This is a genomic window from Spirochaetota bacterium (assembly GCA_026414805.1).
Lineage (GTDB): Bacteria > Spirochaetota > UBA4802 > UBA4802 > UB4802 > UBA4802.
In genome coordinates, this window is the sequence record JAOAIH010000021.1 from 1 (window position 1) to 22,436 (window position 22,436).

Annotated in this window: 21 protein-coding genes and 1 pseudogene; 18 read left to right on the forward strand and 4 right to left on the reverse strand. The window is 37.8% G+C overall.

The annotated features are described in order from the left end of the window. The first annotated feature begins 258 nt into the window (after positions 1 to 258). On the forward strand, positions 259 to 621 hold the full coding sequence (locus tag N3F66_05995) for a DsrE family protein (protein MCX8123700.1): 363 nt from the start codon (positions 259 to 261) through the stop codon (positions 619 to 621). Positions 622 to 629: 8 nt separating this feature from the next. Here N3F66_05995 and N3F66_06000 read toward each other — a convergent pair whose 3' ends face one another. After that, positions 630 to 1,865 carry a M28 family peptidase gene (locus tag N3F66_06000; protein ID MCX8123701.1) on the reverse strand — a complete coding sequence of 412 codons (1,236 nt, stop codon included), beginning with the start codon at positions 1,863 to 1,865 and terminating at the stop codon, positions 630 to 632. 361 nt (positions 1,866 to 2,226) lie between these two features. On the opposite strand from N3F66_06000, the gene N3F66_06005 reads away from it, so the two are divergent. The 6 genes and pseudogenes from N3F66_06005 to N3F66_06030 all read left to right on the forward strand — a co-directional run bounded on the left by N3F66_06005 (position 2,227) and on the right by N3F66_06030 (position 6,617). Further along, the gene (locus N3F66_06005) at positions 2,227 to 2,571 is read left to right on the forward strand and encodes a metalloregulator ArsR/SmtB family transcription factor (GenBank protein ID MCX8123702.1); all 345 of its coding nucleotides are present in this window, start codon (positions 2,227 to 2,229) and stop codon (positions 2,569 to 2,571) included. A gap of 201 nt (positions 2,572 to 2,772) precedes the next feature. After that, positions 2,773 to 4,065 (forward strand): permease, encoded by a 1,293-nt coding sequence (locus tag N3F66_06010; GenBank protein ID MCX8123703.1) that lies wholly within the window; start codon positions 2,773 to 2,775, stop codon positions 4,063 to 4,065. 11 nt (positions 4,066 to 4,076) lie between these two features. Next, positions 4,077 to 4,310 carry a thioredoxin family protein gene (locus tag N3F66_06015; protein MCX8123704.1) on the forward strand — a complete coding sequence of 78 codons (234 nt, stop codon included), beginning with the start codon at positions 4,077 to 4,079 and terminating at the stop codon, positions 4,308 to 4,310. A 21-nt stretch (positions 4,311 to 4,331) separates the two neighbouring features. Then, the gene (gene arsB, locus N3F66_06020) at positions 4,332 to 5,375 is read left to right on the forward strand and encodes an ACR3 family arsenite efflux transporter (protein ID MCX8123705.1); all 1,044 of its coding nucleotides are present in this window, start codon (positions 4,332 to 4,334) and stop codon (positions 5,373 to 5,375) included. Between the two features lie 24 nt (positions 5,376 to 5,399). Further along, positions 5,400 to 6,485 (forward strand): SPASM domain-containing protein, encoded by a 1,086-nt coding sequence (locus N3F66_06025; protein MCX8123706.1) that lies wholly within the window; start codon positions 5,400 to 5,402, stop codon positions 6,483 to 6,485. Positions 6,486 to 6,503: 18 nt separating this feature from the next. Next, positions 6,504 to 6,617, forward strand: a pseudogene (locus N3F66_06030) (transcriptional regulator). A gap of 77 nt (positions 6,618 to 6,694) precedes the next feature. Here the strand turns inward: N3F66_06030 and N3F66_06035 are convergent. Further along, the gene (locus N3F66_06035; GenBank protein MCX8123707.1) at positions 6,695 to 7,642 is read right to left on the reverse strand and encodes a hypothetical protein; all 948 of its coding nucleotides are present in this window, start codon (positions 7,640 to 7,642) and stop codon (positions 6,695 to 6,697) included. A 442-nt stretch (positions 7,643 to 8,084) separates the two neighbouring features. Between N3F66_06035 and N3F66_06040 the strand changes: the two genes are divergently transcribed. Next, positions 8,085 to 8,543, forward strand: a complete 459-nt coding sequence (locus N3F66_06040) for an arsenate reductase ArsC (GenBank protein MCX8123708.1) — start codon at positions 8,085 to 8,087, stop codon at positions 8,541 to 8,543. Positions 8,544 to 8,549: 6 nt separating this feature from the next. Here N3F66_06040 and N3F66_06045 read toward each other — a convergent pair whose 3' ends face one another. Beyond that, positions 8,550 to 9,920, reverse strand: a complete 1,371-nt coding sequence (locus N3F66_06045) for a serine/threonine-protein phosphatase (protein MCX8123709.1) — start codon at positions 9,918 to 9,920, stop codon at positions 8,550 to 8,552. A gap of 379 nt (positions 9,921 to 10,299) precedes the next feature. Here N3F66_06045 and N3F66_06050 point away from each other — a divergent pair, with 379 nt between their 5' ends. The 10 genes from N3F66_06050 (at position 10,300) to N3F66_06095 (ending at position 21,753) form a co-directional block, all read left to right on the forward strand. After that, positions 10,300 to 11,151, forward strand: coding sequence for a MaoC/PaaZ C-terminal domain-containing protein (locus N3F66_06050; GenBank protein MCX8123710.1), 852 nt, complete (start codon positions 10,300 to 10,302; stop codon positions 11,149 to 11,151). A 27-nt stretch (positions 11,152 to 11,178) separates the two neighbouring features. Then, complete coding sequence (locus N3F66_06055) at positions 11,179 to 12,078, forward strand: SDR family oxidoreductase (protein MCX8123711.1); 900 nt, start codon at positions 11,179 to 11,181, stop codon at positions 12,076 to 12,078. A gap of 297 nt (positions 12,079 to 12,375) precedes the next feature. Then, the gene (locus N3F66_06060; GenBank protein MCX8123712.1) at positions 12,376 to 13,818 is read left to right on the forward strand and encodes an OB-fold domain-containing protein; all 1,443 of its coding nucleotides are present in this window, start codon (positions 12,376 to 12,378) and stop codon (positions 13,816 to 13,818) included. 11 nt (positions 13,819 to 13,829) lie between these two features. Continuing rightward, the gene (locus N3F66_06065) at positions 13,830 to 15,038 is read left to right on the forward strand and encodes an acetyl-CoA acetyltransferase (protein ID MCX8123713.1); all 1,209 of its coding nucleotides are present in this window, start codon (positions 13,830 to 13,832) and stop codon (positions 15,036 to 15,038) included. A 119-nt stretch (positions 15,039 to 15,157) separates the two neighbouring features. Further along, a complete protein-coding gene (gene dapA / locus N3F66_06070) occupies positions 15,158 to 16,036 on the forward strand; it encodes a 4-hydroxy-tetrahydrodipicolinate synthase (GenBank protein MCX8123714.1) in 879 nt (292 codons plus the stop codon). Continuing rightward, a complete protein-coding gene (gene dapB, locus N3F66_06075; GenBank protein MCX8123715.1) occupies positions 16,033 to 16,821 on the forward strand; it encodes a 4-hydroxy-tetrahydrodipicolinate reductase in 789 nt (262 codons plus the stop codon). The genes dapA and dapB overlap by 4 nt, the downstream gene beginning before the upstream one ends. A gap of 5 nt (positions 16,822 to 16,826) precedes the next feature. After that, on the forward strand, positions 16,827 to 17,795 hold the full coding sequence (locus tag N3F66_06080) for a hypothetical protein (GenBank protein ID MCX8123716.1): 969 nt from the start codon (positions 16,827 to 16,829) through the stop codon (positions 17,793 to 17,795). A gap of 8 nt (positions 17,796 to 17,803) precedes the next feature. After that, positions 17,804 to 19,876: an EAL domain-containing protein gene (locus N3F66_06085; protein MCX8123717.1), complete on the forward strand. Its 2,073-nt coding sequence runs from the start codon at positions 17,804 to 17,806 to the stop codon at positions 19,874 to 19,876. A 243-nt stretch (positions 19,877 to 20,119) separates the two neighbouring features. After that, positions 20,120 to 20,680 carry a hypothetical protein gene (locus N3F66_06090; GenBank protein MCX8123718.1) on the forward strand — a complete coding sequence of 187 codons (561 nt, stop codon included), beginning with the start codon at positions 20,120 to 20,122 and terminating at the stop codon, positions 20,678 to 20,680. 11 nt (positions 20,681 to 20,691) lie between these two features. Next, a complete protein-coding gene (locus tag N3F66_06095) occupies positions 20,692 to 21,753 on the forward strand; it encodes a hypothetical protein (protein MCX8123719.1) in 1,062 nt (353 codons plus the stop codon). A gap of 8 nt (positions 21,754 to 21,761) precedes the next feature. Here N3F66_06095 and N3F66_06100 read toward each other — a convergent pair whose 3' ends face one another. Next, positions 21,762 to 22,340: a hypothetical protein gene (locus tag N3F66_06100; GenBank protein MCX8123720.1), complete on the reverse strand. Its 579-nt coding sequence runs from the start codon at positions 22,338 to 22,340 to the stop codon at positions 21,762 to 21,764. Positions 22,341 to 22,436: the final 96 nt, after the last annotated feature.

Here is a 22,436-nt window from a genome sequence, read left to right on the forward strand (position 1 = left end):
CTTCTAAGCCGTGGGTCACAGGTTCGAGTCCTGTCTGGCGTGCATTCCTTCCAACAATATATGCATATCAAGATAGTTATAACCACAAATTAAGATTGCCTCACAATACGGTGATATCGTTGTACATCATTGCCATGTGGAATTAAAAAAATAAATTACATAATTTTTATGGTTGCAAATTATTGTAGTAATATATAAATTACTAAAATTATTTGTTTTATCTTTATGTATAATACAAAATACCTTCTAGGAGGATGTATGAGTAAAAAGATTGCGTATATTGTGACCCATGCGGATGATGACCCGGAAATGGCTTCTATTCCGTTTGTTTTGGCAAATACTGCTCTTGCTATGGATGTAACGCCAGTCATTATATTACAGGGCAAAGCGGTAATGCTTGCCATGAAAGGATTTGCCCAACATATTCATTTTGAAGGGTTTAATCCACTTAATGAAATGATACATACATATATTGAAGCAGGCAATAAGCTTCTTGTATGTACACCCTGTATGAACAAAAGGAAAATCAAAGTGGAGGATTTAATTGAAGGCGCTGAAGCCATAGGCGGCGCAAAAGTGAATGAGATAGTTCTTGAAAGTGATGCGGTGTTAACCTACTAAATTATAGCTTATTTATCTTTTATCAATTGCGGACACCCTTTGATTTTCTTGTCCAGAAATTCAGTAACACTATTAACTATCTCAATGGCTGCTTTCACAACATCAGCGTGAATGTTTTCTACTGTATCATTCATAGTATGATATACGCTGTGTTGCTTTTCAACTTCAGTGGGGAGAGCAATTAATGTTGTTGCCCGTGCACCAGCCTGTGCAAGTGGTGCAGCATCGGTTGCGCCAGTTCCCGGATACATGGCAAATGTGCTGGCAGCGTATCCTTTACTATGAGCTGTTGCCACACACGTCTTTGCAAACTCTTCTGAAAGCGTGACAAATCCATTGACATCGCTGGTCAAAAATTTGATTAGTTCTGGCCTGTACAGACTGTCAATGTTCAGATGATATGTTGGCATACAGCCAATGAGCTTTTTGTATTCATTTGCAAATGCTTTTGATCCTTTGAGGCCACATTCCTCACCATCAAAGCTTGCAAAAATTAAACGGGTGTAATGTGGGCGATAGTTACTGTAAAATTTTGCCAACACTACGGTAATGGCACTTGCTATTAAGTTATCCCCTGCACCTGGCGTTGCACGATTGCTTTTGAAAAAGAGCATCTGCATGTTGAGAATGCCAAGCAGTATAATTACCACCATAAAGATTGCATGCACTGTGTGTAAATTATAACTGTATCTATTTATCACAATTAGCCACGCCAAAATAAGTGATCCTACCATGGAAAGAATAATGGATGCAACGCGTATGCGATACAATCGTGGTGTGGTGCGCATAAACCTGAATTCATACGCACTGTCGTGATGACCACTGATAATGATCTGCTGGCGCACTTCTTTCTTTGGATTAATCATTCCAATGGCATTGTAGCCTGTTTGTGGTGTGTACAAAAAATCAAATGTGGCTTTGTATAGAATGAACTGACGTATTGCAATACTATTGGCAAGTGTGAATATGAATGCGGCTACGATATACAATTTAATGAGTAAAAAAATTACCGCAGCTATGTAGAGCCATGGAACAAGCGTTAAGAATCCTAAAAAAGCGTGTGGATGAGTAATAAAGGATTGTAACTGTACGGAGTGGCAATATGCTTTATACAAATAGAAAAATATTCGTGCTGTAAGATGTGAGTGCTCTGAGCAGGATGGCCTTGGGCCAATATTGTCGATTATAGTTTTTACAATTGTGAAGGCAAAATTGGTGAGGGAGTTAAGTGTTCTTTTTGTCATGGTGTTGTTATGGTAAACTCTATCTTATTTTAGTGAAGCCTTTTAAAAAAGCGATGTAATTATACATTATTGCATTCTTTAAGTGATTGCAAAATAAATGTATCACAATATTTCCAAAAGAACACAGAGTGTAAAATAGTACAAAATTTCTGTAAACAGTCTATTCAAAGCTAAAAGCTAATAGTTAGTAACTATCGCCAGTACTTTAAAAACCCATACAACTACTACGATGTGATATAACCTAATTCAAGAACTTTTTATGCATAAAAAAAGTTTTATTAAAGAATAATTTTTTAGAACCTATTTGGTTATTTGGCTATATTGCCAAATATATAATAGTTTAAAGAACCAAGGGTATTTTATGGAACAATTAGTAAATCAAAAGTATAAAACCCGTGCTGCCATCATGAAAGCGCTAGCACATCCAAGCAGGCTTATGATGATAGAAGAGCTTGAAAAAGGCCCGCGTTGTGTATGCCAGCTGCAGGAGATTGTTGGTGCTGATATGTCAACAATTTCCAAGCATTTAGCGGTACTTAAGAATGCTGGGCTTGTGTATGATGTAAAGCACCGGACAACCGTATACTATCATCTCAAAACACCGTGCGTTCTGGATTTTTTGGGATGTGTGGATAGGGTAATTGAACAAAATGTGGCGCAGCAATTGCAGGTAGCACAGTGTTGTGTAAATACAGTGCGGCAGTAGAAAGGTGTATATGGTTTTTACAAGAACAGTCACAAAAGTGGCAGGTGAGTGTATGTATGCACATATTTAATTATGCATTATAATATTTTGATCCTCTTTCACCATATTGGGTGGTGCTTTTGGCAACGAAAACGCTTTACAATATATTACTAAACGTCTTTTGAAGCTGTAATCGTATTTAACTTATAGAGGAATGTGTATATGGATTGGAAAGCTGAAGTAAAAAAATTATTGTACATCATGGTTATCTTTCTTGCTTTTTATTATTTACCACTTGGGAATCCTCGTTTTAACAATGCAGTTTTTGAAGCATTAGAACTTACCAAATGGTATGCACGAGAACATGTGTTGCTGTGCCTTGTTCCTGCGTTTTTTATTGCAGGAGCTATCGCCGCATTTGTGAGTCATAACAGTGTCATGAAATATTTGGGTCCCACCGCACCAAAGGTACTGGCGTATGGCGTTGCATCGGTATCTGGTACAATACTTGCGGTGTGTTCGTGTACGGTGCTTCCACTTTTTGCAGGTATTTATACAATGGGTGCAGGATTAGGCCCAGCAACTGCGTTCTTGTATTCCGGGCCTGCCATCAATGTGCTGGCAATTATATTGACTGCACGCGTGTTAGGATTAACAATAGGCGTTGCACGGGCTCTAGGTGCAATTTTGTTTAGTGTAATAATTGGCGCAGTGATGCACCTTATCTTCAGGAAAGAAGAAATTCAAAAAGCAAAAGCAATGATGGATATCCCTGAACCTGAAACAAGGCGTCCACTGTGGCAAACAGTTATTTATTTTTCACTGATGGTTGCAATACTGGTGTTTGCCAACTGGGGAAAGCCTGCAACTGCCGAAGGTTTGTGGTATACAATCTTCAGCTACAAATGGGAAATCACTGCTGTTTCTTCAGTTCTTTTTGGACTTACCCTTGGTGCGTGGTTTGGTGTGAAGTGGTGGAAGATAATTGCTTCTTTTGTTGTTGTGGGTGCTGTAGCAGTGATAGGTAGCCCCATGGTATCATTTGCTACTGGTATTGTTGCACTTACATTGATTACTGCAACTGAAAAAGGTGAGATGGTACACTGGCTACAGCAAACGTGGTCATTTACACAGCAAATACTTCCATTGCTACTTGGTGGCGTGCTTGTTGCTGGGTTTTTGCTTGGGCGACCAGGACATGATGGCATTATTCCCTCAGAGTGGATTAGTACTGCTGTTGGGGGTAATTCCCTATTTGCCAATTTCATTTCCTCACTGATGGGTGCATTTATGTACTTTGCTACACTCACCGAAGTTCCAATTCTTCAGGGATTACTTGGTAGTGGAATGGGGTATGGACCAGCACTTGCTTTGCTTTTAGCAGGGCCAGCACTGTCTCTTCCTAGTATGCTGGTAATACGCAGTGTTATTGGTACAAAAAAGACTGTTATCTATGTGTCGCTGGTTGTAATTATGGCAACAATTTCAGGACTTATATTTGGGATGATATATTAGGAGGTTTTTTTATGAAAAGAATTGAAATACTTGGTACAGGGTGCCAGAAATGCACCATGCTGCAAAATCTTGCTGAGCAGGCTGCCAGAGAATTGGGCATTGAATATGAAATCAAAAAAGTCAGCGATATCAAGCAGATTACAAGCTATGGGGTGATGATAACACCAGCACTTGTTGTAGATGGTAAGGTAAAGGTTGCCGGCAAAGTCCCATCGCTTGATGAGATAAAAAAATTAATTCAATAAAAAACAATAGGAGGTGGTAGTATGTCTGAAAGTGTGGCAAAAAAGCTTTCATTTGTAGATCGTTTTTTAACGCTGTGGATATTTATTGCAATAATAATGGGTGTTGTAGTTGGTTATTATCTGCCTGGTATAAAAGATTTCATTAATTCATTACAGGTAGGAACTACCAGTATACCAATAGCTATTGGTCTTATCCTAATGATGTATCCCCCGCTTGCAAAGGTTAAATATGAGGAAATGGGGAAGATATTCCGGAATAAGAAGTTGTTGGGAATATCGCTGCTGGTGAACTGGGTTATTGGCCCTGTTGTCATGTTTGTGCTGGCGGTGCTAATTTTACGATCATACCCTGAATATATGATTGGCGTTATCCTTGTTGGGCTTGCGCGGTGTATTGCAATGGTAATTGTGTGGAATGAACTTGCTGGTGGCGACCGTGAGCTTGCAGTTGGGCTTGTTGCATTCAATGCAGTGTTTCAGGTATTGTTTTATGCGGTGTACATCTATTTATTCATAACGTTAGCGCTCAATTGGCTTGGCCTTACTGAAGGGCTTGATATATCAATTTCGATGAGTGAATCAGCTAAAACAGTGTTTATTTATTTAGGCATACCATTTTTAGGTGGTCTTATCACACGGTTTAGTTTGATAGCGCTTAAAGGCAAGGACTGGTACGAAAACAATTTTATTCCCAAAATAAGCCCCATCACATTAATTGCATTGCTTTTTACTGTTGTTGTAATGTTTTCAATGCAGGGCAGTAAAATAATTGAACGACCACAGGACGTCATTATAGCTGCATTACCTATGCTTATATACTTTGTTGTAATGTGGTTTGCAACATTTTTTGTGGTCAGAAAAATCACAGGTGATTATCCAAAAACAACCGCAGTGGCTTTTACGGCTGCATCCAATGATTTTGAATTAGCCATAGCAGTTGCCATAGCAATTTTTGGCATACATTCAGGACAGGCATTTGCTACTGTCATTGGGCCACTTGTGGAAGTTCCTGTGCTCATTGGACTTGTCAATGTGGCACTGATATTCAAAAAACGATTTTTTTAAAAAATCAAGCATAACAAATTTCCTATGCATTTTGAATGGATGGGCAGGCAGGAGAAGCAGGATGTAGCTACAGCCATACATCAGGTGTACATTGAGCTTTCTACTGCCTGTAATTTATCATGTACCACCTGTGTGCGCAATTCTATACATAATTTTGCGATAGCTCATTTTAAAAAATCCTTGATGAATAAAATAATCCCGCAGTTGCAAAAGCTCTCACTACAGCAAGTAGTGCTCCTGGGATTTGGCGAAGCATTGTGCCATCCTGATATACAGTGGCATCTGCAAAAGCTTGCCACATTGTCGGTGCCAATAGTTCTTGTGACAAATGGAATGCTAATAAATGAATTGTTGGCAGAAATTTTTGTGGCACTTCCGCTTGAAGCTGTGTATATTTCAATTGATGATGCAGCAGGAGTAGATCCACCAAATCGACGTGGTGCTAACGTATCTATTCCTCTTGCAGTTATCAGTTTAATAAATGAAATTAAAAACAAGAAGCAATCACATAAACCGTTGGTAGGTGTTGAAACTGTTGCTACAACGCATAACGTGAAAGCTTTAACCACCATTATCGATGAAGCAAAAAAGTGTGGTGCTCAGCGCTTCATTGTAAGCAATGTATTTCCCTACATAGAAGATATCAGTGATTCAATATTGTATTCAGTAGATGGTAAACACGATGGATTGAAACATATTCGCAAAATATTTTCAAAAGATAATAGTGTTGATATAGCCGGCGGCAATGCATCAGTGCTCAGGAGTTGTCCCTTCATTGAAAAGGGAACAATTTTTATAACAGCAAATGGAGATGTTGTCCCATGCCTTGAGTTGGCATATACGCATACTGCATATTATTTTGGAAATCCAAGAATCCATCAAAAATACTCTTTTGGAAATATTGCAGAAAGAGATATCACACAAATCTGGAACAGCTATGAATTTGTTCGTTTTAGAGAAACATTTAAGTATTTTGAGTTTCCCGATTGCTCTTTATGTGTGGAACCAGATATGTGCTATCACCGAACAGTGGAACACAAGGATTGCTACTGGAATACATCCCCCTGTGGTGAGTGTTTATGGGCTAAAGGGATAGTACTGTGTCCATAAGCTTTAACTTATGCATTGGAAGTTTTGAAAGGCAAACGAAATCTTTCTTTAAATATGATTCGACGTTTACATTATGCGCTTAACATACCTGCGGAAGTGCTAATTAAAGATAGAAAATCTAAACAATCATAACAGTCCAGATTAAAATCATAATCACAACAGAGAAGTATACGTGTTCTTCACTGAAGTGATTATGATAGTGAAAATTTTTATAAGAAGCTTGTGACAGAGAAATTTGCATACCACTTTCTGTCAGGTGTATCGGTGAGGTCATTATCATATTTGGTGTACGCTGGAATTGAAACAGATGCATTAAGTGCAATAACAGAATAAATTCTGAATAAGGCACCTACAATGACATCTGATGTCTTCAATGAATCATTCAATCCAAATGAAAATCCCCAGGAATCCTTGATTGTTGTTTCATTTATATTTATGTAGTTAATTTTTATAAAACCTTTAATAGAATCCAATGTATACTCACAACCTAACAATATACCGTATACATTACCCCTATCAACTTTATTAGAATTTATTTCTGTATTTTCATACACTATACCCAATGCACTTGCATATAAGCGTAATTTCTCAAGTGGTAAATATGAAAATGATTGAGTAATTGAATATGAGCGTGATCCGCTTCCTAGAGGGACTAACATTGCATTATCCGTTTTTTCTGCATCACCTGTAGGGAATGTCACTGCTATAGAAGTTATACTGTCAAATACGTCAGAGAATGAGTGTAAATAAGAAGCACCAGCTTTAATATCGCCTAATCCATCTGCTTTTGATGTGGTGGATGTCCAGCTGTTTTTTATTTCTCTGTATACATACGGTATGCTTAATTCAAATTTAAGCTTTGACCATAGAATATACGATAGTGGAATAGAATAGATTTTAGTATAGTCAGAATAATGGGATGCAATTCCTGCACTGGCTGTTTTGCCAAGTTCCATTAGATCATGTGGCATTAACACAACATCATTAGTAATAATTGAGTCAATAACAACTGTATCAGCTTTATACATGGTAACATCAGTAGCGCCCTCACTATCAGGGGGCACGTAGTATTGAGCTTGAAGGCTTGTTGAAGGAATGAGAAAACAAAAAATAGTAATCGAAAAAAAGACAAGAGAATAAAAAATTTTTTTAAACATAGATGCTATCTCCTTGATTATAGTTATGATAGTAAAATGCAAAAACTTCAGGCTACAAAATTATCTGTCAATAAATAATTTACTCTCATTCTATTTTTATGAGATAATAGTGGCACTTTTTTTGACTTATTATCACATTGCCCACTGTTAGTTACTGGCCAATAGTTAAAATAAATATTAAAATATTCACTATGATCCGGAGGGGGTGATTGTGTTATAGTTAAATTGCATCATCATTGATGGATTTTTGCAATGATTGATATGTACAATGAGATTTTTTTTATTGCCTTTTGTTTATGTATACTGTATGACATTGACCCTACAGTATTGTAAGGTATATATTATGGTATTGTATTGTAAAATATCTTAACAAAAAATTTACATTATATTGCAAATAAGAGCGATATGATAAAAGAAAGCAATTGAAAATTAAGAGGTAATTATGGAAAAAAAGATTTCAATTTTATTCTTGTGTACTGGTAATTCATGCCGCAGTCAAATGGCAGAGGGTTTTGCTAATGCTTTACGTGGTGATGTTATAAATGCATATTCTGCAGGGTTAGAACCAAAAGGTGTGGATCCAAATGCCATTTTAGTAATGAAAGAAGCTGGGGTTGATATATCGCATCATACATCAAAGCATGTGAACGAGTTTAAAAATACACATTTTGATTATGTTATCACTGTATGCGGGCATGCTAATGAAAACTGCCCGCTTTTCCCGGGTAAAACAAAGGTGTTGCATCGTGGATTTGAGGACCCACCACAGCTGGCAAAAGATGCAAAAACAAGGGAAGAAGCATTGCAGCATTATCGCCGTGTACGTGATCAGATTAAAGAGTTTATAATGGAATTGCCTGGTTGGCTTGATAAAGAACAGACTGAATTTATTATTAATTGATAGTTATTATATTTCAATAATAATCACACAAATATCATCGTTGATGTAATCGTTGGTGAAATGGCTATGTACATATTCCTGAATTTTATGAACTAATTCCTGGGCTGAAAGCTTGCTGTTTTGTTTTAGTATGTCAAAGAAAATAGTGCTATCTAAGCACTTTTTTGAGGCAAAATTATACAATTCAATAATTCCATCAGTGTACAGAACTATCTTTGAACCTTTTTTCAGCTTTACCGATGATACTTCAAAATACTTTCCTTTTTTTGCAAGTTCACGCTTTTTAATTATGCCTATGGGAAATGGTTTTCCCGTTTTGGGAAGCTCACGTAGTATGCCATCGTTATGAACGATTACAGGCAAATAATGAGCAGCGCTGGTGTAATATAATTCTTTTTTGCTGAAGTCAACAATACAGTATAGGGCTGTTACAAAGTTTGTTCCTATGTTACCGGTTAAATATTCGTTTAGATAATACAGTAATTTATCGGGTTTTACGTGATATTTTTTCCCAACCACCAGATAATGTTTTAACAAAGCTGTAATGAATGCTGAAGAAATACCATGTCCGGTAACATCGCTTACAAAAATGCCTATGTTGGTTTTGGTTTTATTTAAAGGTATGAAATCATAAAAATCACCACCCAGATTGTAATATGGCCTGTAGTATACTGCAATTTGTTTGGTTGGTGGGTTTGCTGGCATTATGTAACGGTGTAATTGTGATGCAAAATCAAGGTCCTTTTCCATTGTGAATTTATATTTAGTGAGTATTTCTTCATTCATCTCAATCTTATGGTTCAAAATATAGTCATTGAAATTCCTGCGTTCTGTGATGTATGCCAAAAGGCTTAAGAAGAATGCTGTTGTGATGGGATTGGAAAGGCTGGTCCACTCATGTTCGGTGATATGCGTGGTTGCTGTTAAAAGTGCAATAAAGATTAATAAGGGAAGAATAAACAATAATGGTAAGTAGCGAATTGCTCCCGATGATATAAGAAATAACACAATAAAAACAGTTTGAATACCTGCTGCTGTATTTGAAATATATGTTTCAGGATAAATTGGATTTAAAAATATATGATAAGCAATTCCTAAAATCATGAATATACCAGTAGCAAGTGTTACTGTATAGAGCGGGATAACATAGTGAATATAATTTTTTAATAACGTCATAGCAAGTACTAAGTAAAAAACCATAAAGATTACTGGCACTAACCTAAACCATAAGGTAAAATCAAAATGTAAAATATAAATGTCTTGATACAGAAATAATATAATTATTACTGCAGCAATAGGTAAGATGATTTTACTGGTTGCAAGTGTCCTTTTGCATTGGTCAATATAGTATTGTTTTTTTAAATTTTTGTTTTCCATGAGCTATAAACCAGCAGTTGAACGCTGATGTATTTATAATAGAAAAATTGAGCGTTAATGTCAATATAAACATTTCAATTTATATATTTAGTATAATTTATTACAATTACACAAACATTTCTCCTTCATTAAAAGGAATTGTCCCCCTCTACATATAGCTTCTAAAAATTTTGATCAAAAATGTTGGTGCAGCATCATCCTACCCTTTCTTGAGGATGGACTCCGTACACAATCAAAAATGCTTAAAACATGTTGGAATCGATAGTCAGTATTTGAAGGAAAGCGGGCTATTAATATCTTGACAAAATTATGTATGATTGTATTACATAATCTGATGCTATTATCATGAGCTATCGCCACCATTATACAGGAGGTATGTATGTCGCTCAATGAAAAGGTAATTGGTAAACAATACAAATCCGACCCTGTAAAAATATCGCAACATGAAAGCATTTACTATGCCCTAGCATATAACGAAGACAACGATGCCTACTTTGACAACCGAAGGCCAGGTGGAATTATTGCACCACCTATGTATGCGGTATTTTACGGAGCAGGTCCAACCGCACAGATCATCTTTGATGCAGAAATTGGCATGAACATGATGTTTGTTGTGCACTATAGTCAGTACTTTGAGTGGGTCAAACCCGTGAAGCCAAATGACGAGGTTACCTCAGAAGGTACTATTACACATATTACTGTAAAAGAAAAGGGGAGTATTTTAGGCTGGGAGACAGTTACTAAAAATCAGCATGGAGAGGTGGTGGTGAAGGCAAAATGGGAATTCTTTGACAGAAGTGCTGGTTCAGGAAAACCCGATGAAAAGCCAGACACAGAAACCGCTCCATCGCAGTTTGTGTTTGAAGACACAATGAAAGTTAAGAATGGGCAGACGTATATCTATGCTGAACCATCAGGCGATCATAATCCCATTCACATTGATGATGAGTTTGCAAAAAAAGTTGGGCTGCCAGGCATTATATTGCAAGGGCTGTGTACTATGGCGTTTTGTCATAAAATGGCTGTGGACCATCTGACAGGTGATCGTGACCCATTAAAGGTGAAGGAATTATATGTGCGCTTTGCGCGGCCTGTGTTGCCTGGGCAAACACTCACTTTTAAAGGCTATACAATAGAAAAGCTTGCAGAAAAAACAAAATACGGAATAATTGCGTTAAATAACGATGGCAAGGAAGTGCTGCGCAATGCGTGGTGCTCTATTGCCCAATAAAAATACTGTTTAAAGCAGGAGGGTATTATGGCTATACGTTTTGATGGTAAGGTTGCAGTTGTTACCGGTGCTGGTTCCGGATTAGGACGTACCTATGCACTGGAATTTGCCAAACGTGGAGCGATGGTGGTTGTAAATGATTTGGGCAGTTCACGTGATGGCTCAGGTGCCAACAGCAGTGCTGCAGATGCTGTTGTAGAGGAAATCAAAAAGCAAGGAGGTAAGGCTGTTGCTAATTATGATTCAGTTGCCACAGTGCAAGGTGGAGAAAACATCATAAAGACTGCTATGGATGCATTTGGCAGGGTAGACATTGTAGTCAATAATGCAGGAATCTTGCGCGACAAGACTTTTGTGAAGATGACCGAGGATGAGTGGGACATTGTACTGGCAGTTCATCTTCGCGGGGCTTTTTGCGTCACTTCTCCGGCATTTAAAATAATGCGCGAGCAAGGATGGGGCAGGATCATCTTTACAGCATCAGGAGCTGGTTTGTATGGTAACTTTGGGCAGACTAACTATGCTTCAGCAAAGATGGCATTGGTTGGTCTTATGAATGCGCTCAAATTAGAAGGGGCAAAATACAATATTTTGGTTAATACGATAGCTCCGGTAGCAGCTTCCCGAATGACAGAAGATGTATTGCCAAAAGAAATCTTTGAAAAACTTAAACCAGAGTATGTTACACCGCTGGTAATGTATTTATGTTCAGATGAATGCAAGGATACAGGAATGATATTTAACTGCGGTGGTGGATGGTACAGCCGAACAGCTATTATGTGTGCAAGCGGCACTATAATTCAGGGAAAAGAAGTCACTGCAGAAGATATCATGGCACAGTGGAGCAAAATTACCGACTTAAGTGATGCGAAGGCATTGAACAATATTGGCGATACATTTGCGTACATGGCACCATTGTTAAAATAGCAGCATATTATAACATGCCATAAGGATATAGTGGGATGCGTTTTGTAGAAACACAGAGTAATGGTGTGTAGTACGTTGTTACTGTTATTTAAAGTGTAAGATATGAAAATGTCATTCCCAACCTGATTTGGAATTTTTATATGTTATGCAGTGCGTGAAACGGAATTGTACGGTGAATCTGATCCTAAAGTCCTGGTTTGGAATGGCGGAGTGAGTATTAAATGCTGAATCGATCCTTAAAATAAATTTAGGACATGGTTCAGCATGACTCATAGAATTGCAAAAGGAGGTTCGTCAATGATTGGAATAGTATCGTATGGGGGTTATATTCCGCTGAGGCGATTGTCCCGCATGCAGGTAGTACAGCAGATGGCATGGTATAATCCACTGCTGTATATGCTAATGTCGGGCGAGCGTTCAGTAGCTAACTGGGATGAAGATGCCATAACAATGGCTGTAGCTGCTTCATTTGATGCATTGGATTATGGGGATGCAAAAAACATAGATGCGGTATACGCTGCATCAACATCATTTCCTTTTGATGACAGGCAGAATGCAGCAATAATAGCCCAGGCTTTGAGTATGCATGATGGTGCGCGCACTGTAGATGTTACGGGTTCACTTAAGGCTGGTGTATCTGCAATTGTTGCAGGTCTTGATGCAATTGAATCTGATTCGGCGCGCAAGGTACTAGTAACTGCAAGTGACAGGCGCTATACAAGGGCTGCTTCTACGTTAGAGCTTTTGTATGGTGATGGAGCAGCAGCACTGGTACTTGGCAGAGAAAACATTATTGCTGAATACCTTGGATCATGTTCATATCATGAGGATTTTGTTGACCATTATCGTGGCTCTGAAAAGCGTTTTGATTATCCATGGGAAGAACGGTTTATTCGTGATGAAGGCTTTGGTAGGATTATACCAAAAGCAATAAAAGCATATTGTGAAAAATATCACACAGATATAGCAGAGTTTGCTACTGTTATTTATCCATGTCCGTTTTCTCGTGAACATTCAGGAATTGCAAAAAAAATCAAAGCCTCTTTAGCACTTCCAAATCTTCATGACAGCGTGGGCGATACCGGAGCAGCGCATCCGCTGGTAATGCTGGCATATGCGTTGGATACTGCCAAAGCTGGTGATAAAATTCTTGTGGTTGGATTTGGACAGGGGTGCGAAGTTATTGCGTTTAAGGTAACTGAAGCAATTGAGAATGTAAAGCGCCCCAAAGGCATCACAAAGAGTATTGCACGTAAAAAAGATATTCCTTATCCAAAATATTTAAAATTCAGGGATTTAATTGACGCTGATATAAGTATACGAGCCGAAGCAATGCCCAATACGTCGCTTACTGCACTGTGGCGGCACCGTAAAATGGTACATGGATTCACTGGATACAGATGTAAAGCGTGTGGCACACCGCAATTTCCACCATATCCAGTGTGTGTCAACCCTTCCTGCAATACATCTGGAGCAATGGAAGATTACAGCTTTGCTTGCAAACCGGGAACAGTACTCATGTATACTGGTGACATGTTAGCTGCATCTGTTGACCCGCCTGCAATTTATGGCCTTGTTGAATTTGATGGAGGTGGAAGGACGCTGCTTGATTTTACTGATTGTGAACTAGAAAATCTTAAAGTGGGTACACGGGTTGCCATGTCATTTAGAATCAGGCGGCAAGATGATATGCGTGGCTTTACAGGATATTTCTGGAAAGCCGTACCACTAATGGAGTAAGGAGGAATGTTATGGCTACTGGAATTAAAGATAAAGTTGCAATTATAGGAATGGGATGCACAAAATTTGGTGAGCGGTGGGATGCAGATGCAAATGCACTTATGGTAGAGGCTTTTAATGAGGCGATAGCTGATGCAGGTATTGACCCCAAAGAGATTCAGGCAGCATGGCTTGCTACCTGTTTTGATGAGGTCAACGTGGGTAAAAGTGCTCTGTCAGCATCAATAGCATTACGGCTACCAAATATCGCAGTAACCCGTGTTGAGAATTTCTGCGCAAGTGGCACCGAGGCATTCAGGGCAGCAGTGTATGCGGTTGCATCCGGTGCGTATGATATTGTGCTTGCAATTGGTTGTGAAAAGCTCAAGGATATTGGGTATGGAGGGTTACCCGAATTCAGCCAGGCTATTGGTATTTTAAACAGCCTTTGGTTTCCTAATATAACCGCCCCGGGCTGCTTTGCCATGCTTGCAGGAGGATACTGCGCAAAGTATGGCTTAAAGATGGAAGATGTAAAGCGAGCCATGGCACATATATCAGTCAAAAGCCACGCAAACGGTGCACTCAATCCCAAAGCGCACTTGCAGCGCCCAGTTACAGAAGAGCAGGTATTACAATCACCCATGATTGCGTATCCGCTTGGCCTTTTTGACTGCTGTGGTGTGAGCGATGGTGCTGCGTGTGCCATCGTGTGCAGCATTGATGTGGCTAAAGGATTGAAGAAAAAAAATTTTGTAACAGTGAAGGCGCTCCAGATTTCTGTTTCAAATGGTGAGGAAATGGCATTCTCCAACTGGGATGGCGCACATGTAGTAAATACTGAAAAAGCTGCTGTGCGTGCCTATCAAGAAGCAGGTATAAAAAACCCACGTGAAGAGTTGAGCCTTTTAGAAGTACATGACTGTTTCTCAATAACCGAGCTTGTGACAATGGAAGACCTTCACATCTCTGAACGTGGTAAAGCTGTGAACGATGTCCTGGATGGCTTCTTTGACAGTACAGGTAAAATTCCCTGTCAGATTGATGGTGGACTTAAATGTTTTGGACATCCAATTGGCGCATCAGGGCTTAGGATGGTGTATGAAGTCTATCTCCAATTGCATGGAAGGGCTGATAAACGCCAATTGAAGGATCCAAGGTTAGGGCTTACGCATAACCTTGGCGGCTTTCCCATGTTGAATGTAGTGAGTGTTGCGATAGTGGGCCGATACAACAATTAAAGTTGCTGTGTAAAAATATTCAGGCTTGACAAAATATTCTTGCTTTTGATGTATATATATAGTATAGGCGATAGTAACTATCGCCTAAATTTTTTATAAAACCTGAAAGTGAGGATTGCATGTTTGAAGGTGTTTTCACAGCCCTTGTTACTCCGTTTAAAAATGGCAAAATTGACTATAATTCACTTGAGAAAATTATTGAGCATCAGATTGCAGGTGGGGTTGATGGAGTTGTTCCCATGGGGACAACTGGTGAGTCGCCCACAGTAAGTTATGAGGAACATGAAGAGTTCATTGTGCGCGTTGTAAAAATGGTAAATAAGCGAGTAAAAATTATCGCTGGTACTGGTTCCAACTCAACTGATGAAGCCATTTATCTTTCAAAAGCAGCGCAGGATGCGGGTGTGGATGCTGTGCTTTTGGTTAACCCATATTATAACAGGCCCCCACAGCGTGGACTTATTGCTCATTTTGAACAAATTGCAACAGCAATATCTATTCCGGTGGTATTGTACAATATTCCAGGAAGAACAGGCATAAATTTTTTACCTGAAAGTGTTGCAGAACTTGTAAAGCGTGTTCCCAATATTGTAGCCATGAAGGAAGCTAGTGGTGATATTGCTCAAATGATGAACCTGATTGAACTATGTGGCGACAGAATCACCCTACTTTCTGGTGATGATAATTTGTTGTTGCCTGTGCTGGGTATTGGTGGAAAAGGGATTATATCAGTGCTATCAAATTTATTGCCTGCAGATGTAAAAGCAGTAGTTACGTTATTTCAATCTGGTAATTATGAAGAAGCTAGGAAGAAATTCTACAAATTGTTACCTTTATGTCGTGCGATGTTCTATGAAACAAATCCTATTCCCATAAAGGCAGCTATGGAAATGGCAGGATTCTGCTCATCTGAGGTGCGTTTGCCACTTGTTCCACTGTCAGAAGATAATCGCAAAAAACTAAAGGAAGCATTAATTGCCTATGGAGTAAAACTATGAAGATAGGAATTTGCGGAATAGCTGGTAGAATGGGCAGGGCAATACTTGCCGCATCTTTAGAAAAAGGGCATACTATTTCACAAGGCTTGGATGCACCGCAATGCCCGATGTTGGGACAGGATGTGGGAAGTGCAATTGGTAAAAAGTTAAATGTTGCTATTGAGTCATTACCAGATACAGCACTTAATGCTGATGCTATTATTGATTTTTCTGCACCCGCTGCTACCGAAGTGCTATTACATAAAGCAGTACAGCAAAAAATACCGTTAGTAATAGGAACAACCGGATTTTCTGATGCACAAAAAGAACGTATACAGAAAGCATCCGATTCTATTCCTATTGTATTTTCACCAAATATGTCGGTTGGGGTTAATCTTTTATTCAAGCTCACACAGCTGGCTGCATCAGTTTTAAAGCAAGGATATGATGTTGAGATATTTGAAGCACATCACCGGTTGAAGAAAGATTCACCATCAGGTACTGCAAAAAAGCTGATTGATATTGTGATGGAAACCCGAAAAGATTTACACAACGCAAAGCTAATGCACGGGCGTGAAGGTATAGTAGGGGAGCGAACAGATAATGAGATTGGCGTTATGGTAATGCGCGGTGGTGATATTGTGGGTGAGCATACCGTATATTTTATTGCCAGTGGCGAACGTATTGAATTAACTCACAGGGCAACCAGCCGTGATAATTTTGCACGAGGTGCAGTTATGGCTGCCGAATTTATAGTAAATAAAAAGCCCGGACTTTATACTATGTTCGATGTGCTGGGATTGTAATAACAATGGCCGATAATGATGTAAAAAATAGTGAAATTGTTTCATTTGAAGAAAATCCTTATTCGCCTGAAATAAAAAAGCCTGAGGATATAGTCAGGCTTTTTTATATACATAATGTCCCAATTTTACCAGTGATATCTAAACGCGGCATCTTATTGGGGATTTTAAAGAAAGAAGATGTAATAGCTGAGCTCAGTGATATTGCTCGCAGTGCAGTGAAGATTGATGAATTTGTACAGAAATTAGCTAAAAAAATGACCATGGATGAGCTGTTACCCCAGGTAGCAAATGTTAAAGAGCTCATTACAATTGACCTTTTTGGAGAAGTGCAGGGGCGCATGTCGCGCCTGGATTTGTTTATGGCAGCCGAAGGGCACTACGAAAAAAGAGATAATGAAAAAGCAAAAGTAAAAGAAGAAAAAGAAAGTCAAACAAAAGATGCCGTTATTGAGTGGCTCATCTATTTGGTTTTGGAACATATTCCACGGGCATTGTATGCTGTAAACAGTAATGGGAAAACAATATTTTTTAACGGACATTTTGAAGATGTATATGTAAAAGCTTTTCCTGAATCTAGTGATGTGGACGTAGCATTAACTGAAAAAATATTAATGGATACATCAAAAAACGATGTATACACATCGTATGTATATAAACGACAGTTTTTTTATAATAGGGAACTGAAGGTATATTATGAACGAGTTCCTCTCAAGAGTGACAATAAAACAGTGGGATATCTTTTCATGTTTGAAAGAGATATTACAAAGCAGGATTTGCTTGTGCCTGATATTATATCCCCTTCGGATGGGATTGATGAATTGCTTTCACGCGCTGAGCGTTCTATCCTAGTGCAAGCATTAACCCAATCAGATTTTGATGTGTCACAAACAGCAAAGATGCTTAATATAACTGTTGCTGATTTAAAAAAAAGAATTAAACATTATGACATAACTTTCACAAAAAAAGATGGTTAAATCTTTTGATGACTGAGCTAGCACAAAAAAAAATCAATGTATTGCTCGTTGAGGATCTCACCTATGATGCGCAACTTGAAAAAACAATTTTAGAGAAATCAAATCTGCGTTGTGACATAGTGTGGGTTTCAAATAAAGATGAGTTTTATACCGCATGCAAGGAATTTGTGCCTGATGTTGTTGTGAGTGATTATCACCTGCCTGATATAACTGCAGAAGAAATTGTGGAGTATATCAACACAAATTGTAAATATGTACCTGTGATAATTATTAGTGGTGCTATCGGCGAAGAAACAACAGTAGAAATAATAAAAAACGGCGCTGTGGATGTGTTGTTAAAGCAGCATCTATTTAAATTACCACAGGTAATAGAAAGAGCTATTGCAGAAACTCAGAAAAAAAAGGATCTGGATGAAGCTTTAGAGAAATTAACAAAAACCAAAGAGTTGCAAGAATTAATTTTACAGAATGTTCCAGTAGGGATAATTGTTGTAAAAAAAGATGGGGAGATAGTTGAGATAAATAACCATGCGCTTATGCTTTTGGGTTACAATCAGGATACAAGGCCTCAGCATTTTTCTGCAAAAAGCTTCTTTGTTGAAGCTTCGCAGTGTACACACTTTTTTAAAGTGCTTAATGCAAAAAAAATAATTCAAAATTATGAGGCAAAAGTTTGCCGCAAAGATGGAGCTATACGGATTTTTTCTTTTTGTGCTGTTATGCATACTATTGACCAAAAGCAGTATATTTTCACAGCTATAATTGATGTTACTGAACAGAGAGTGCTTGAAGATAGAGTTTTGTTTTTATCATTTTTTGACCCTCTTACACAATTGCCTAACAGAGCTTTATTGAAAGACCGGATTGATCTGGCGCTAATGCGCGCACGACATAACAAACGATACGTTGCTGTTATCACACTTGATGTTGACCGCTTCAAGTATGTGAATGATTCGTTAGGCCATAAGATTGGAGATGATATACTTTTGGAAATATCTCAAAAATTGTCAAAAACATTACGTGATGGTGATGTCGTTGCACGTATAGGAAATGATGAGTTTGGAATAATGCTTATTGATATTGCCCGTAATGAAGACATTATTTCGGTAATTAACAAAATACGGAACATCTTTACACAACCATTTCATGTAGGCACAAATGAGCTTTTGATTACTGCAAGTATGGGAGTTGCACTATTTCCAAATGATGGGGGCAGCGCTGAAGAATTGCTTCAGAATGCAGATATAGCACTTGCAAAAGCTCGTGAGCAGGGACGTTTTACATGCCAATTTTATACAAAGGATTTAAACAGGAAAGTTTCTGATTATATAAGCTTGGAAGCTAAGTTAAAAAGAGCTATCGCACAAAATGAGTTTGAGCTATATTACCAGCCTTACTTCAATATCAGAACCAAAAAAATAGCGGGAATGGAAGCTTTGCTGAGATGGAATAGTGATGGAAAAGTTATATCACCTGCAACATTTATTCCTGTCCTAGAAGATAGCGGACTTATCATTGACGCAGGCAGGTGGATTATAGAAGATGTATGCAGGCAATTATTACAATGGAAAAAGACGGGATTGCAGGTTAAACCGGTTTCGCTCAATGTATCACCAATTCAGTTCCAAAAACCCGATTTTAAAGATATGGTTATAGATACTATTCCCTCGTTTTCTATGGATACTGGATACATTGTGCTGGAAATTACTGAAAGCACCTATATGCGAAATATTGAGTATACCAAACACGTTATGCAAGTATTAAAAGATAGAGGATTGCATTTTGCAATAGATGATTTTGGGACTGGATATTCCTCACTGAGTTCTCTTCTGGCGCTATCATTTGATTATTTAAAGATAGATAGATCCTTTATTGTAAATGTCGATAATGACCCGAATTCATCAATTTTAATACGGGCAATAAATACCATGGCACATACAATAGGTATACGGACTATTGCTGAAGGTGTGGAAACTGAATCACAATTACAGTTATTAGCAGATTTGCGTTGTGATTTTGCCCAGGGATTTTATTTCAGTAAGCCATTGAAGGTTGATAAACTAATTGAGTTATTAAAGTAATATAATCAGAGGGCCCTAGTTTAAGCATAGAGGCCATCTTTGACATATTATTTAACATTAAAAAATTGTCTTGACGGGCCTTATTCCCAACCCTATAATGAGATGCATAATTTTTAAGAAAATGTTTTGAAGGTTTTGGCGATAGCTGCAGCCAACATGCAATTTATAGTTAAGAATGTGAATGAAAATATTTAACACCTGGTTGCAGGTGATGATGAAGAATAATCAAATAGGGGGAGGTTTATGAGAAAAATATTTATTATATCATTGGCACTATATATTAGCATGATTTCCTGTGCAACCAAAAAAGGTATTGTAGCACGCAAGAGTACTGTTACTCCCGGATCGAGGATTGTTGTTATTGCAAATCATCCCAATAATATTAAAAATGTTATTATTGCCAGGTTTATGAACAAAAACTATTCAGTTAAAGCATTTAACGCTTCTGATTTATATACTATTGAAGATGTCTATGACATAAAAGATTTTAAAAAAGTTGCCTACATGCAACCTTTAAAAAATGACAATATGGTGTCATTTGAAAAAGCAGTTGAGAATATCTATAAACTGCATATTTATAATTACGAATTGAGTAAGGCTGAAGCCCTCAGCGATTTGCGTACTAAGTATGGCACTCAATATCTTATTTTAATGGAACTAAAGGATTGGCAGAAAGTATCCTGGGCACGTGCCATTGATCTAACCAATATGGAAGTGATCTGGGTTGAAAATTATCCTGCACAGTATAAGGATACACTAGAGACAGTTGTTGACCACTTTATTTCAAGTATGAGCGGGCAGTAATTGTTAGGACTATGAAAAAAATTGGCCTTTTAATATGTGTGTGCATACTGATGTTTTCAGGTACACTATATGCTAGACCCACTGTTGCTTTTGGATATTTAACAAACAAAAGCGGCAATCCAAATTTCAATTATATGGAGATTATATTTCCAAATTCTTTTGCATCTTCTATTGAAGCAGTGTATGATTGTACCGTAATAAAGCCCCTTAAGTTAAATGAACTTCTTGAAAAAAAACAATTAAAATTAGAAAAGCATTATGAAAACCATGAATTGCCACAAATTGCAAAAACTATAGACTGCGACCTCTTTATCTTTGGTTATTTTCTTCCATTGGCTGATAATACCATTAAGATTGTATTAACATTATATGAAAGTGGCTCAAATCAGATTTTTACATTTACAAATATTGGCCGTATGGAGACAGAAATTTTTAAAATTATAGATAGAATCACGCTGGTAGTGTTTGATTTCTTTGGTAAGGATGGCTTTTTTATGTCAAAGCCAATTGTGCGTGGCAGTTCAGTGGGGCTGATTACCAATCTTAATCCGGAAGAACTCAATGTTGTATATGCTGAATTCTTCAATGCAGGATATTCAGTGAGTGCTATACAGGGCAATGAAATCGATAGCTATTATGCACATGAAAGTGAAATTATGAATTATTTTCAATATATTAGTACAGATGCAAACTCATACGATATCATAACTGACTGGAGTAAATTTAAAATGACTTTGGGCACTTGGGAAAGCAAAAAAAAGAAAGAATGGCAGGAGGATTTGAAAAAAATATATGAAATGTATGATCTCAATTATAAAGTTTTAAAAAATACAGTACTGGAAAAATATAAAAATATATATCCAGCATGTGATTATCTAATTATTGCGGTTTTTGACTCCTCTCGTTCCAGCTGCTGGGTACGGGCTATTGATATAAAAACAAAGCAATTGATATTTATGCATTCAAATGTGGCAGCAACAGGTATTAACCGCGATTTGCAGAAGACAACTCATCAGCTTATTACTATTATGCAAACACCAACTGCTTTGCCACAGAAAACCAAGAAAAAATAAAAATGTAATTATTCGTAATCTTCGGTTAAGGATTTATTCTTACCCCATAAGGTAAAACGAACACCAACTAAAAACTGCAATCCGCCAATACTTGCATTTTTAAAATCGGTAGTATACAGTGACTTAGAATAGCCAAATTCAATAAATGGAGCTACCCATTGTGTGAGTAACCATTGGCTTCCTACCCAAAATCCATATCCTATGCCTGTTTCACCTAAATCTTCAATGCCTACCCAATCATTTTTTGGCTTAACCTCTGTTCGTGATACTCCCGCTGCGGCGCTGAGACTAACTGCAACAGGAAATTGTTTAATAAAATAGAGATATTCACCACCTACCAATCCCTGTATCTGCATATATTCAGTTTCATAGATTGTATCGGGATCTTCGGTTGTTGTGGTGAATGTTTGCCTGTAAAAAATATTTATATCATCACGTATGCTTGCAGCTATCTTCAGCCCAAAGCCATTTTGAAGTTTAGCATCTCCGGCATCATTGAGCATAAATATACCATCAACATAAATATTTGCCATTGCAAACGAAGTGCTTGCAAGTATAATGACTGTTATTGTTATTATCCGCTTCACGGTAACCTCCATGAATATATTTGGCCAAATATAAGGGATTGTTTGGCCCATGAACTATCGCCTCACTTTCCCTATGTTAGAGTATAGGGTATTAAT

Coding starts and splice junctions, on each gene's coding strand:
- arsB (MCX8123705.1), top strand. CDS start 4,332: ATGTCTGAAAGTGTGGCAAAAAAGCTTTCATTTGTAGATCGTTTTTTA.
- N3F66_06010 (MCX8123703.1), top strand. CDS start 2,773: ATGGATTGGAAAGCTGAAGTAAAAAAATTATTGTACATCATGGTTATC.
- N3F66_05995 (MCX8123700.1), top strand. CDS start 259: ATGAGTAAAAAGATTGCGTATATTGTGACCCATGCGGATGATGACCCG.
- N3F66_06040 (MCX8123708.1), top strand. CDS start 8,085: ATGGAAAAAAAGATTTCAATTTTATTCTTGTGTACTGGTAATTCATGC.
- N3F66_06095 (MCX8123719.1), top strand. CDS start 20,692: ATGAAAAAAATTGGCCTTTTAATATGTGTGTGCATACTGATGTTTTCA.
- N3F66_06055 (MCX8123711.1), top strand. CDS start 11,179: ATGGCTATACGTTTTGATGGTAAGGTTGCAGTTGTTACCGGTGCTGGT.
- N3F66_06080 (MCX8123716.1), top strand. CDS start 16,827: ATGGCCGATAATGATGTAAAAAATAGTGAAATTGTTTCATTTGAAGAA.
- N3F66_06025 (MCX8123706.1), top strand. CDS start 5,400: ATGCATTTTGAATGGATGGGCAGGCAGGAGAAGCAGGATGTAGCTACA.
- N3F66_06045 (MCX8123709.1), bottom strand. CDS start 9,920: ATGGAAAACAAAAATTTAAAAAAACAATACTATATTGACCAATGCAAA.
- N3F66_06050 (MCX8123710.1), top strand. CDS start 10,300: ATGTCGCTCAATGAAAAGGTAATTGGTAAACAATACAAATCCGACCCT.
- N3F66_06015 (MCX8123704.1), top strand. CDS start 4,077: ATGAAAAGAATTGAAATACTTGGTACAGGGTGCCAGAAATGCACCATG.
- N3F66_06085 (MCX8123717.1), top strand. CDS start 17,804: ATGACTGAGCTAGCACAAAAAAAAATCAATGTATTGCTCGTTGAGGAT.
- N3F66_06090 (MCX8123718.1), top strand. CDS start 20,120: ATGAGAAAAATATTTATTATATCATTGGCACTATATATTAGCATGATT.
- dapB (MCX8123715.1), top strand. CDS start 16,033: ATGAAGATAGGAATTTGCGGAATAGCTGGTAGAATGGGCAGGGCAATA.
- N3F66_06035 (MCX8123707.1), bottom strand. CDS start 7,642: ATGTTTAAAAAAATTTTTTATTCTCTTGTCTTTTTTTCGATTACTATT.
- N3F66_06065 (MCX8123713.1), top strand. CDS start 13,830: ATGGCTACTGGAATTAAAGATAAAGTTGCAATTATAGGAATGGGATGC.
- N3F66_06005 (MCX8123702.1), top strand. CDS start 2,227: ATGGAACAATTAGTAAATCAAAAGTATAAAACCCGTGCTGCCATCATG.
- N3F66_06000 (MCX8123701.1), bottom strand. CDS start 1,865: ATGACAAAAAGAACACTTAACTCCCTCACCAATTTTGCCTTCACAATT.
- dapA (MCX8123714.1), top strand. CDS start 15,158: ATGTTTGAAGGTGTTTTCACAGCCCTTGTTACTCCGTTTAAAAATGGC.
- N3F66_06060 (MCX8123712.1), top strand. CDS start 12,376: ATGATTGGAATAGTATCGTATGGGGGTTATATTCCGCTGAGGCGATTG.